This window comes from Gymnodinialimonas sp. 57CJ19 (assembly GCF_038396845.1).
In the GTDB taxonomy this organism is placed as follows: Bacteria; Pseudomonadota; Alphaproteobacteria; order Rhodobacterales; family Rhodobacteraceae; genus Gymnodinialimonas.
This window is the reverse complement of sequence record NZ_CP151587.1, coordinates 303,489-315,838: the sequence shown is the minus strand read 5'-3', so window position 1 is coordinate 315,838 and position 12,350 is coordinate 303,489. Positions and strand designations below refer to the sequence as shown.

Sequence of the window (12,350 nt, the reverse complement as noted above, 5' to 3'; positions counted from 1 at the left end):
GCCGGGGCGACACCTCAGAAACCCTTAAACGCCATCGATACAGACGTATTTCGTTTCCAGATAATCTTCCAAACCTTGCGAGCCGCCTTCTTTTCCAAGGCCACTCTCTTTCACTCCGCCAAAAGGCGCCTCAACCGTCGTGATCAGACCCGAGTTGATCCCGATCATCCCGTATTGCAGCCCCTCATTCAGACGGAACGCACGGCCCATATCCGAGGTATAGGCATAGCTCGCCAAGCCAAAGACAGTGTCATTGGCCATCTCGATGGCCTCTTGCTCCGTTTCAAACTTGAAGACCGGTGCCAGCGGCCCGAAGATCTCTTCCTGCGCAAAGGCCATGTCCTGGGTCGCGCCGGTAACCACCGTCGGCTCATAGAACGACCCGCCCAAAGCGTGCGCCTTGCCGCCGCAAGCGACATTGCCACCCTTGGCTGTCGCATCGTCCAACAGCTCCTGCACCTTCGCGACGGCATCGCCGTCGATCAACGGCCCCTGCTCCACGCCTTCTTCGCGCCCATCGCCCACTTTCATCGCTTTTGTCGCAGCCACCAGCTTTTCGACGAACGCATCATGGACGCCCGCCTGTACATAAATCCGGTTGGCACAGACGCAGGTTTGGCCCGAGTTGCGGAACTTGGATGCCATCGCGCCGTCCACAGCCTTATCCAGATCCGCATCATCGAACACGATGAACGGCGCGTTGCCGCCCAGTTCCATCGAGACCTTCTTGACCGTATCTGCCGACTGGCGGATCAATTCCTTGCCTACATCGGTCGAGCCGGTGAATGTTACCTTGCGCACCTCTGGCGCGTCCATCATCGCGCCTGCAATCTTCCGGGCCGATCCTGTCAACACATTCACCACGCCCGCTGGGTAGCCGACGTCTTCAGCCAGTGCCGCCCATGCAAGACCCGAATAGGGCGTGGCCGTCGCGGGTTTCGCCACCACGGGGCAACCCGCCGCCAGCGCAGGGGCAATCTTGCGGGCCAACATCGACGAGGGGAAGTTCCACGGCGTAATCATCCCCACGACGCCCACGGGATGCTTGGTGACCAAGATCCGGCGCCCGTTTACACCCGCAGGAACGATCTCTCCCTTCGCGCGACGGGCTTCTTCGGCAAACCAGCGCACGTATTGCGCTCCGATGCCGATCTCGCCTTTGGCCTCGGCCAGGGGTTTGCCCATCTCGATGGTCAGCAGTTCGGCCAAGGCATCTTGGTTGTCCATCAGCGCGTCGTGCAATTTCCACAACAGCCCGACCCGGTCCATCAGAGGCATCGCGGCGAAGTCGCCAAAAGCGCCTTGGGCGGCGGCGATGGCACGCTCAGTCTCGGCGGTGCCGCAGTTTGGAACATGGCCGAGCACGTCGCCCGTAGCGGGGTTGGTCACGTCGATGGTTTCGCCGCTGTCAGCATTGACCCATGCGCCATCCACATATGCCGCTTCCTTCATCCAAGCTTGCCAATTTGCCATCCTAGGCCTCCGTTCTGTCGTACCGCGCCTTGCGCAGTTCAGGGGGTGTTCCGTTCAAGATTTGCCCCTCCCTAGCACGGCGAAGGGACACCTGCCCGCGTTAACTCTGCAACCTCATCATGCGGGCGACATCCAGCATACGGCAGGAAAATCCCCATTCGTTATCGTACCAGCCAAACACCCGGAGCATTCCCCCCTTAGAGCGTTTGATCTCGGGGCCCGCCACGATCAGCGACTCAGGGCGCGCGCGAAGGTCCGAGCTGACAAGGGGTTTGTCAGTGTAGCCAATCACCCCGCCCACATGTTCTTGCAAAAGCGCGCGCGCCTCGTCGGCCGAAGGCATTTCGCGCGTCATTACCGCAAGGTCCACGCAAGACACGGATGCCGCAGGCACCCGTACCGCTGAACCGGTGATCCGACCTGCCAAATGAGGCAAGACAACATCTACCAACTTCTCGGCCGAGGTTGTTGTGGGCACCATCGACAAGGCCGCCGCCCGCGAGCGGGCCGGGTCACGCATCGGCATATCCACCGTGGGCTGGCTGCCGGTGTAGCAGTGCACCGTTGTCATCAAGGCACTGTCGAGGCCCCATTCCTCGTCGATCAAGCGCACCAAGGGCGCGATGGCATTGGTGGTACACGATGCGTTGGAAACGATCCGATGCTCGGGCCGCAACGCGTCATGGTTCGCGCCCAGGACCAAGGTCAAGTCCGGGTCCGGCGCGGGGCCCGAGATCAGCACCCGGCCAGCGCCAGCGGCCAAGGCAGCCTCGGCCACATCCCGCGCACCGCGTCCGGTGCATTCCATCAAGATATCAACGCCAGCAAGGTCCAGTGCCCCGGTGTCGCGTTCCTGTGTCAGGGGAATATGGTGCCCGTTCACGGTCAGGTCGCCATCAACAATCGAAACGTCGCCGGGAAAGGCCCCAAAGACGCTGTCGTATTCGAACAGATAGGCGCAGGTCTCAGGGGAGGCGATATCGTTGATCGCCACGATCTCCACGTCGGGCCACGTCGGGCCAAGCCGCCCGCCGCCCAAAGCCCAAGCCCGTAGAACGGATCGTCCGATCCGACCAAAACCGTTAATCGCTACTCGGATCGTCATGGGATGCCTCCTATGGAACAAGTGATGCACCCCTGCCGCCCCATGCGCAAGGGACGCGCAGGGGGAGGTGTCATGGGATTTAGTGATTGGTTTCAGTGGCGTTTGTGATGGTTTCGTCGGAGTTGCGGCCCTACCGGCCCACCTTTCCGGCACCGTCTGGCATCGGTTGCCCCGCATGGGCCGCCGCCGCTTTCGCCAAGGCTGAAGCGACCTCTGCACTTGGAAGACTCGTTTTCCGGGTGGTCAGATCGACATGCAAAAGCAGGCTTTCCACGGTAGCTGCCAATGCCCCGTCGCCGCGAAACAATTGGTGAAACAGGTGCAATTTCTTGCCTTCAGCGCTGAGCACCAATGTCTCGGCCCGAAGGGTGTCGCCCGCAAGAACCTCATCCAGATAGCGGACGTGATTTTCCACGGTGAAGTAGCTGCGCCCGCTGGCGATGTAATCGGCGTCGGCACCGACCAACTCCATGAACCGATCCGAGGCTTTTGAACCGGCCTCCAGATAGTGCGTCTCGTTCATGTGGCCGTTATAATCGGTCCAGCCCTGCGGCACCTGCCGGTCCAGCGTCACGGGCAATTCGGTCTTGGGCAGGGCCGCTTCGTGACGGGCCACAACGCCCCCCGCGCCCGAGCCGGAGTGCTTCAGCGCCCGCATGATGCCCACAAGATTGTCGTCGCGCAGCCGTTCCAATTCCCGGATGGAGAGGTGGCCGGACTGGGCATCGGACTGGCCCGCGATCAGGTCGACCAATTCGTCCGTGAACTCGGGCACATCCATCAGCTTGGTCCAGGGCCAGGTCAGGCAGGGGCCGAACTGCGCCATGAAGTGTTTCATGCCGGCCTCACCGCCGGCCACGCGGTAGGTCTCGAACAGGCCCATCTGCGCCCACCGCAGGCCGAAGCCCATGCGGATGGCTTCGTCGATTTCCTCGGTGGTGGCGATGCCGTCCTTGACCAGCCACAGCGCCTCGCGCCAGACGGCCTCGAGGAAGCGGTCGGCGATATGGGCGTCGATCTCCTTGCGGACGTGCAGGGGATACATGCCGACGGTTTTCAGAACCTCGGCGGCGCGCGCGCAATGATCCGCGTCGCCAACCAACTCGATCAGAGGCAGCAGATAGACCGGGTTGAACGGATGCGCGACGATGACCCGGGCGCCTTTTTCGGTCAGCTCAGAGGGTTTGAAACCGCTGGTGGATGATCCGATAACAGCGTGTTCTGGCGACAGCGCGGACAAGTCAGCGTGGACCTTGTGTTTGATGGAGAGTCGTTCCGGTACACTTTCCTGCACCCAATCCGCATCTGCACAGGCCATGGCCAGATCATCGGTGAAGGTCAGGGCGCCCTCCGCCGGTAGCGCGGTGTCATAGAGGGAAGGGAGCGCGCGACGTGCGTTGTCCAAAACCTCTCCTATCTTGCGTTCGGCTTCCGGGTCGGGGTCGAACACCGCGACATTCCATCCGTTCAACAAGAACCGCGCGGCCCATCCGCCGCCGATGACGCCTCCGCCAATGATTGCTGCTTTCATGGGGTTACACTCCAGGTCAGTTGGGCAAGGTCATAGCCGTTGAAATCGAGCACTTCGCGGGCGGCTGTGAGGCGGTCGGCCGGGATGTCCGGGTCGCGGTTCAAGATCCAGCCCACGCGCCCGTCGGGGTTGCCGACCACCGCGGTGCGGTAGCCTTCATCAACCCATAGCACCCAATAAGGCGCGGCCACGGGGACGCCCTGCAGCCGGACTGACAGGCGGCCGAGCCCTTCATCGGTGGCGCTGCCCGTTATTGTGTCAGAGGGCTGACCGCTGGCATCAAGACAGGTGTTCGTCACAGTCAAGACGCCCGGCACATCGGATAGCGCATAGTCGGCAATTGCACCGGGACAATCTTCTTGGAACGGGTTGGGGTAGCGTGCCACCTCGTACCAACGGCCCACATAGCGGGTCGCATCGAAATTGGCAGACGAAGCGATTGTCACGCTCTCATCCCGGTAAGACGGCCCGATGATTGCCCCACAGGCCGCCACTGCGAGGAGGGCTGGGACAAGCCCGAGGAGGAGAGGCTTCATTTCGGTGCCTGCTTGGTCAATCCAAGGTTTGTGCGGACTTGTGCGGGGCCAATGACCTTGGCGCCCATCGCCTCGATTATCCCCACGGCCCGCTCCACAAGCTGCGCGTTGGTCGCGAGTACTCCTTTGTCGAGCCACAGGTTATCTTCCAACCCCACACGCACGTTTCCCCCCGCCAATACCGACGCGGCCACATAGGCCATCTGGTTGCGCCCCAAGGCAAAGGCGCTGAAGGTCCAGTCATCGGGCACATTGTTCACCATCGCCATGAAGGTGTTCAAATCGTCGGGGGCGCCCCAAGGCACGCCCATGCAAAGCTGGACCAGGGCGGGGCTGTCGAGCACGCCTTCCTTCACCAGTTCCTTGGCGAACCAGAGATGCCCGGTGTCGAACGCCTCAATCTCGGGCTTCACGCCCAGATCGGTCATCATCTGCCCCATCGCCCGCAACATGCCAGGGGTGTTCGTCATCACGTAGTCGGCTTCCGCGAAGTTCATAGTCCCGCAATCAAGGGTGCAAATCTCGGGCAGGCACTCGGCGATATGGGCCACACGCTCTGCCGCGCCGACCATGTCTGTGCCCTCTCGCGTGGGTAGGGGGGCATCGGTAGAGCCGAAGACGATATCGCCGCCCATTCCAGCGGTAAGGTTAAGAACCACGTCAACCTCAGCATCCCGGATGCGATCGGTCACCTCCCGATAATAAGCCAAGTCCCGCGACGGCGTGCCCGTTTCTGGATCGCGTACGTGGCAATGCACGACCGCGGCCCCGGCCTTCGCGGCCTCGATCGCGCTATCGGCGATCTGCGCCGGGGAGCGTGGCACATGAGGGCTGCGATCCTGAGTGGAGCCCGAGCCGGTCACGGCGCAGGTGATGAAGACATCTTTGTTCATGGTCAGTGGCATTTGATTTCCTATGTCGCTGTCGCGTTTTCGTACGAAAACGCATGTGTGAATTTTCGTACGAAAATTCGCTACCGCCCTTTCCAAACCGGATCGCGTTTTTCGGCGAATGCCCGCGCGCCCTCCAGTTGATCTTCCGAGCGGTAGAGTTTTTCGACGGTTTCAAACTGGCTCTTGGTGATTTTGTTCAACGCATCCTGGAACTTCATATCTTCCGCCTCGCGCACCACTTCCTTTATCGCGGCGTAGACGAGGGGCGGCCCACTGGCCAGCAGGTCCGCCATCTCTCGGGCTTGATCCATCAGGTCATTCGCCGGCACGACCCGGTTTATCATGCCCCAGCGGGCGGCTTCTTCGGCATCCAACCAGCGCCCGGTGAACAACATTTCCATCGCGATGTGATAGGGGATGCGCTTGGGCAGCTTGATCGAGGCCGCGTCGGCCACAGTACCGGACCGGATTTCCGGCAAGGCGAAGCTGGCATGATCGGCGGCCAAAATGATATCTGCCCCCAACGCCAGTTCCAGTCCCCCGCCGCAGCAGATGCCGTTCACCGCGGCGATCACTGGTTTGTTGAGGCCGCGTAATTCTTGCAATCCGCCAAAACCGCCGACGCCATAGTCCCCGTCCACGGCATCGCCATCGGCGGCGGCTTTCAAGTCCCAGCCAGGGCAAAAGAATTTCTCTCCGGCGCCCGTCACGATCGCTACGCGCAGGTCGGGGTCGTCGCGAAACTCGGTGAAGACGTCGCCCATGATCCGGCTGGTCGCCAGATCTATGGCGTTCGCTTTCCCTCGGTCGAGTGTGACTTCCAGAACGTGGCCCCGGCGGGCGGTTTTGATGGGCGTGTCGGTCATGGGGCCTCTCTTAATTGGATCAGGGCGTCGGCGGCGACGGCGCGGTGGGGTGTGCAGAGAAGCGGGTTGATCTCAACCTCAACCACATTCTGCGCGTGGGTAATGACGTAGTCCTGCACGGCCAGCACCGCGCTGGCAATTGCTGTGATGTCTGCGGGTGGCGCGCCGCGGTACCCCTCAAGGCGCGGCGCCATACGCAAGCAGGAAAGTGCCCTCGTGATCTCGTCTGCCGAGCAAGGCAAAAGCAACTGCGTGGTGTCAGCAAGGATCTCGGTTAGCGTGCCGCCTGCGCCAAGCGTCAGAACGAACCCATGGGCAGGATCGCGCACCACGCCAACCAGCATCTCTATGGCCGGGGGGGCAATCATTTCTTCTACAAGAAATTCATCAGCGGTCATCTTGCCCGCTGCCGCAGCAACAGTTTCAGCGGTAAGCCCCACGCGGACCGCGCCGGCCTCCGTCTTATGGGCGACGCCCATGCCCTTCAGCACCACCGCGCCGCCAAGTGACGCCGCCGCTCGCGCCGTGCCTTCGGCGCCTTTCACCAACAATGACGCAGGAACTTGCACACCAAAAGCCGCCAGGCGCTGCTTGGCCTCAACTTCGGTTAACGCCCCACCGGGCCCGTCCTTTCCCGGCAAAAGAACCGGCGGCGCCGCCTCGACCCGACCCAAACCGGCGGCGACGGCAATCGCTTCCAAGGCGTCTGCGAAACCGCACATGGGCACTATCCCCCGAGCGATCATGGCCCGCGCCATGTCTTCCGGCATCGTGTCGGGCAAGCTGGACAAGATCGCAATGGGGCGGCCCGAGGCCTCTTGCGCATCGGCGACAGCTTCAATGACCAAGCCCCAATCCGGGGCCGGGCAGCGATCGGGGCGCGGGAAATCAAGCACTACGACCCCCAAAGCCAAGGACTCATCCATCATGGCCGCGAAACACGCCGTCATCGCGGCCTGGTCCGCCCAGATGTAGGTGTGATAGTCCAAGGGGTTCGCCAAGGCGACCTTGGGCCCAAGGGCCGCGCGGAGATCAATCCGCTGCCGCTCTGACAACTCGGGGAAATCTACATCAAAAGACAACGCCGTGTCCGCGATCAAACAGGCCTCGCCCCCGGAACACGACATGGAGGCGATGCGATTGGACATCAAAGGACCGGTGGTATGGAGCAGCTTCAACGTCTCTAGCAGGGCAGACAAACTGCTGACTTGCCCAATTCCGATCTTCGCCAGCAATGCCCTCGCGCCCGCATCACTTCCCGCCAGCGATGCCGTGTGGGATATCGTTGCGGCCTGTGCCTGCTCTGACGCGCCCACCTTCAACGCAACGATCGCCTTACCCAGAACGCGCGCCCTGCCTGCCAGCGCCTCCAACCGGCGGATGTCCTGTATCCCTTCAATGTGCAGCCCCAGCGCCGTAACGCGGGGGTCATCCAGCAACGCCATGCCAATCTGCGCCAAATCCCACTGCGCTTGATTGCCCGCCGTGACCACATAAGCCAACGGCAAACCTCGGGTCTGCATCGTCAGGTTGATCGCAACATTCGACGACTGCGTGACAATCGCGACGCCACGATCCACGGGCACCATTCCGTGATGATCAGGCCACAAGGCGACGCCATCCAGCGCGTTGATCAAGCCGTAACAATTGGGCCCAAGGATCGGCATTTCCCCGGCGGCTTCCAACAGGGCCTCTTGTATTTCCGCCCCGTCGGACAGCTCTTCAACCGCTTCTTGAAAGCCCGATGCAAAACAGATCGCGCCTCCGACCCCCATCGCGGACAACGCGGCGATCACCTCGACCGTAGCCCAACGGTTCACGCCGACAAAGGCGGCATCCGGCGCCGCGGGCAACGCCTCCACGGACCCAACCGCGGCCAGGCCTTGGATCTCGACCTTCGTCGGATGGACCGGCCAAATGTCGCCCGCAAACCCGATCTTCTGGCACTCCCGAATGACACTCTCACACCATGCGCCTCCGCCGATCACAGCGATCGAACGCGGCTTCAACAATCGGTCCATCGCGCGCCCCTGCTTCATCTTTTTGAAAATATCGTGGGGGTGCGGGGGGGACCCCCCCGCTTGGTCGCCTTGCGTCGCACAGGGAAATCCACTCTCATGCGCCCAAAGGCCGGAACAGATCGCGACTGATGATATGCCGCTGAATCTCAGAGGTGCCATCCCAGATCCGCTCGACCCGCGCGTCGCGCCAGAATCGTTCAATCGGGAAGTCGTCCATCAACCCCATGCCGCCGAAAATCTGCAGTGTGGTGTCGGTCACCCGGGCCAACATTTCCGTCGCATACAACTTGGCCGAGGCGATCTCCCGGTTCGCCGGAAGGGCCTCGTCCAACCGCCATGCGCCCGCCAACGTCAAATAATCTGCGGCGTCGATCTCGGTAATCATATCGGCGATCTGGAAGCTGACGCCTTGGAACTTGGCGATCTGTTGCCCGAACTGCTTGCGTTGCGCGGCATAGTCTACGGCCATATCAAAACACCGCCGGGCCCGCCCCACGCTGAAGGCGGCGACCGTCAGACGGGTCGCGTAGAGCCATTCATTCATGACGGCGAAGCCGCCATCGACTTCTCCCAGGACCTGCGCGTCGGGTAAACGACAATCGTCAAAAGTGAGGATGCAGTTCTTGTAGCCCTTGTGGCTTACGGAGTTGTAGCCTTCGCGCACCTCAAACCCCGGATGACCGCGATCCACAAGGAAGCAGGTGATCCGCTTCTTGGGACCACGGGGTGTTTCATCCACGCCAGTTGCCACAAAGACGATAAAGAAATCCGCGTGCTCTGCGCCCGAGATGAAGTGCTTGGAGCCGTTCACCACCCAATCCCCGCCGTCACGCACGGCCGCGCATTTCATCCCCCGCACGTCAGACCCAGCATCGGGTTCCGTCATGGCAAGCGCATCCATCCGCTCGCCCCGCACGGCCGGCAGAAGATAACGCTCAATCTGATCGCCTTCGCACGCCATCAGGATATTCTGTGGTCGCCCGAAGAAATGAGTGAGCGCCATGGACCCGCGCCCCAACTCTCTCTCTACCAAGGTGAAATCCAGATGCGACAGCCCGGCCCCGCCCACGCTTTCGGGAAAGTTGCAGGCGTAGAACCCAAGGTCGATGACCTTCTGCTTGATCTCCAACCCCAATTCCAATGGTACTTGGCCCGTTCGCTCCACCTCGGCCTCATGGGGGTAGATTTCATTTTCCACGAAACTACGGACCGTGGATACGATCATTTCCTGTTCGTCGTTCAGGCCGAAATCCATAAGCGCTTCTCCCCACTATGTGAGGGCATGGTTAGGCCTCGTTAAGCGCCTCATATTGCAGTATGCGTTGAAATCATGCCGGATACGTTTTCCATGTTATTGTTTGAGGGGTTCTCTAACCTCTGCCTTGCCAATGCGGTGGAACCGTTGCGCGCGGCCAACACGCTGGCACGCACCGAGCTGTATCGGTGGAATTTCCTGTCCCTTGATGACGCGCCGGTCCGCTCCTCCAGTGGGTTGCCTGTGCAGGCAACGCAACTGTCCTCGCTGCTGTCAGGATCGCACCTGTTCGTGATGCCAAGCTACGGGTACGAGGCGCTTGCCGCGCCCGCCACCGCTCGTGCGCTTCGCGCGTCCGCGCGGCGCTATGATGCGTTGGTAGGCTTGGATACCGGAGCCTACCTCTTGGCCCATGCCGGCCTGTTGGATGGCCGCCGTGCGACGTGTCACTGGGACACTTTGGGGCAGGCCGCAGAGGCATTTCCAGAGGTCGAATTTACCGAAGATCGCTTTGTTGTCGACGGCAACAGGATCAGTTGCGGCGGGGCAAGTACGACGCTGGAGCTGATGCTGGAGTTGATCGAGCGTCGCCACGGTGCGGCCCTATCGCTGGAGGTGGCCGCCCTGTTCATGTACGGAGAACGCCCCCCGGACCTTGATCCACAGCGCCTGATCCCCACCCACCGGACGGTCAAAGCCGCCGCTGCCCTGATGCGCCGCCATGTGGAGGTGCCGCTGGGGATCACGGCATTGGCGGCCGAACTCAACCTGACCCGCCGCGCGTTAGAGCTCGCATTCCAAGCCCATGCGGGGATGTCCCCCGGCGCGCTTTACCGCAGCATCCGCTTGGGCGAAGCGCGGCGCCGGCTGGAGCAAACCCGTGAAAGCGTATCCGAGGTCGCCTTGCGCTCGGGCTACCGGGATGCCACGGCTATGGCACGGGCCTTCAAGGCGGAATTCGGAATCACCCCGTCGGCCGCCAGATTGGCAAGGAAAACACAGGGCACCTAGTGCCCGCGCTAGGATCGGAGAGGTCATGAAACGCACAGTAGGTGAAGTTTTGATCACGCTGTTGGAGCGGCGCGGTGTGGATACGATCTTTGGTATCCCCGGCGTGCATACGGTCGAGATGTATCGCGGCCTCTCCGGGTCCGGCATTCGCCACATCACGCCCCGCCATGAGCAAAGTGCGGGCTTCATGGCTGATGGCTACGCGCGCGCCTCGGGTAAGCCGGGCGTGTGTCTGCTGATTACCGGGCCAGGGGTTACGAATGCGATCACTCCCATGGCGCAGGCCCGTGCGGATAGCATCCCCATGCTGGTCATTTCCGGCGTGAACCGAGTGGCCACCTTCGGGCAGGAGGAGGGCTTCCTGCACGAATTGCCGGACCAGCAAGCGATGATGCGAGAGGTCGCCGTTCTGTCGCAAACCCTGCACCACGCCGAAGATCTGGAGAGGGTCCTGGACCGGGCCTTTGCCGCCATGACAGCCGGGCGTCCCGGCCCGGTGCATATCGAAGTGCCACTGGACGTGATGAAGCAACTGATCGACACGCCGGCCGAACGGTCAATGGTGCCCACGCGAAAAGTAGCGGACCCCGCCATCATCGCGCAGGCCGCACGCCTGTTGGAAGGCGCGACGCACCCATTGATCCTTGCCGGTGGCGGCGCTGTGGGCGCGGCGGATGCGATCACCGAACTGGCAGAGGCGCTTGACGCGCCCGTCGTGACCACAACGAATGCCCGAGGTGTTTTGGGAGGCCACCGCCTTTGTGTGCCCGCCAGCCCGTCGCTCGGGACGGTGCGCCAACTCATGGCCGAGTCCGACGCGGTTCTGGCCATCGGCACCCAATTCGGACGCACCGATTACGATATGTACGAAGACGGCGAAGCGCCCGCGCTGGCGTGCCTGATCCGTGTGGATTGCGACGCGCAACAGGTCACGCGGGGCCGTTTGCCCGACGTGGCGATTGTGGCCAATGCGGAAGTCGCCGTGCAGGCCCTGACACGACAGATTACCGATACCGACAGGAACAAGGGGCAGGGCAACCTGCGGGCCGCGCAGGCCCGTGGGGACAGCCTGGCGGAATTGCCGCCCGCCTACCTTGACCATATCGACGTGATTGATGCGATTACGAAGGCCGTACCCGGTTGCCGTATCGTGGGCGATAGCACGCAGGTGATCTACGCCGGAAACATGTACGCCTATATCAGCCAGCCGCGCGGTTGGTTCAACGCCGCCACGGGCTACGGCGCGTTGGGATATGGCCCCTCTGCGGCCATCGGCGCGGCCTTGGGCGATGCGGCTTCTCCGACGGTATGCATCACCGGTGACGGTGGCTTGCAGTTCTGCCTGTCGGAACTGGGCACCGCGATGGATGAAGAAACGCCCGTGATCTTCATCGTTTGGAACAACAACGGCTACCAAGAGATCGAGCGCTACATGTGCGACAATGTTATTGTGCCGGAGGGGGTCAAACCCTCAGCCCCGGATTTCGTCGCCGTGGCAGGGGCCTATGGCATGGCGGCCGAGAGGATTGAAGGAACCGACGGCTTGCCCGCTGCCCTCGACCGCGCAAAGGCGACGGGCAAGGCGTATTTGATCGAGATGGTCGTGCCGTAAAACGGGCCTCGGCCCGGGGCAGGCCATTTCGGCGCGACTGGACAAGC

The 12,350-nt window shown here is 62.1% G+C and carries 10 protein-coding genes; 2 read left to right on the top strand and 8 right to left on the bottom strand.

The window, feature by feature from the left end; genetic code table 11:
• Positions 1 to 24: 24 nt before the first annotated feature.
• The 8 genes from AADW23_RS01555 to AADW23_RS01520 all read right to left on the bottom strand — a co-directional run bounded on the left by AADW23_RS01555 (position 25) and on the right by AADW23_RS01520 (position 9,680).
• Positions 25 to 1,473, bottom strand: coding sequence for an NAD-dependent succinate-semialdehyde dehydrogenase (locus tag AADW23_RS01555; RefSeq protein WP_341862774.1), 1,449 nt, complete (start codon positions 1,471 to 1,473; stop codon positions 25 to 27).
• 100 nt (positions 1,474 to 1,573) lie between these two features.
• Positions 1,574 to 2,578, bottom strand: a complete 1,005-nt coding sequence (locus AADW23_RS01550) for a glyceraldehyde 3-phosphate dehydrogenase NAD-binding domain-containing protein (RefSeq protein WP_341862773.1) — start codon at positions 2,576 to 2,578, stop codon at positions 1,574 to 1,576.
• Positions 2,579 to 2,708: 130 nt separating this feature from the next.
• Complete coding sequence (locus tag AADW23_RS01545; protein WP_341862772.1) at positions 2,709 to 4,109, bottom strand: carnitine 3-dehydrogenase; 1,401 nt, start codon at positions 4,107 to 4,109, stop codon at positions 2,709 to 2,711.
• The gene (locus AADW23_RS01540; RefSeq protein WP_341862771.1) at positions 4,106 to 4,645 is read right to left on the bottom strand and encodes a lipocalin family protein; all 540 of its coding nucleotides are present in this window, start codon (positions 4,643 to 4,645) and stop codon (positions 4,106 to 4,108) included. Before AADW23_RS01540 ends, AADW23_RS01545 begins: the two co-directional genes overlap by 4 nt.
• Entirely contained in the window at positions 4,642 to 5,550 is a 909-nt protein-coding gene (locus AADW23_RS01535) for a 3-keto-5-aminohexanoate cleavage protein (RefSeq protein WP_341862770.1), read from the bottom strand. The genes AADW23_RS01540 and AADW23_RS01535 overlap by 4 nt, the downstream gene beginning before the upstream one ends.
• A 68-nt stretch (positions 5,551 to 5,618) precedes the next feature.
• On the bottom strand, positions 5,619 to 6,404 hold the full coding sequence (locus AADW23_RS01530; protein ID WP_341862769.1) for a carnitinyl-CoA dehydratase: 786 nt from the start codon (positions 6,402 to 6,404) through the stop codon (positions 5,619 to 5,621).
• Positions 6,401 to 8,425, bottom strand: a complete 2,025-nt coding sequence (locus AADW23_RS01525) for an acetate--CoA ligase family protein (protein WP_341862768.1) — start codon at positions 8,423 to 8,425, stop codon at positions 6,401 to 6,403. Before AADW23_RS01525 ends, AADW23_RS01530 begins: the two co-directional genes overlap by 4 nt.
• 94 nt (positions 8,426 to 8,519) lie before the next feature.
• Positions 8,520 to 9,680, bottom strand: coding sequence for an acyl-CoA dehydrogenase family protein (locus tag AADW23_RS01520; protein WP_341862767.1), 1,161 nt, complete (start codon positions 9,678 to 9,680; stop codon positions 8,520 to 8,522).
• A gap of 75 nt (positions 9,681 to 9,755) precedes the next feature.
• Here AADW23_RS01520 and AADW23_RS01515 point away from each other — a divergent pair, with 75 nt between their 5' ends.
• The gene (locus tag AADW23_RS01515; RefSeq protein ID WP_341862766.1) at positions 9,756 to 10,691 is read left to right on the top strand and encodes a helix-turn-helix domain-containing protein; all 936 of its coding nucleotides are present in this window, start codon (positions 9,756 to 9,758) and stop codon (positions 10,689 to 10,691) included.
• A 25-nt stretch (positions 10,692 to 10,716) separates the two neighbouring features.
• The gene (locus AADW23_RS01510; RefSeq protein WP_341862765.1) at positions 10,717 to 12,303 is read left to right on the top strand and encodes a 5-guanidino-2-oxopentanoate decarboxylase; all 1,587 of its coding nucleotides are present in this window, start codon (positions 10,717 to 10,719) and stop codon (positions 12,301 to 12,303) included.
• Positions 12,304 to 12,350: the final 47 nt, after the last annotated feature.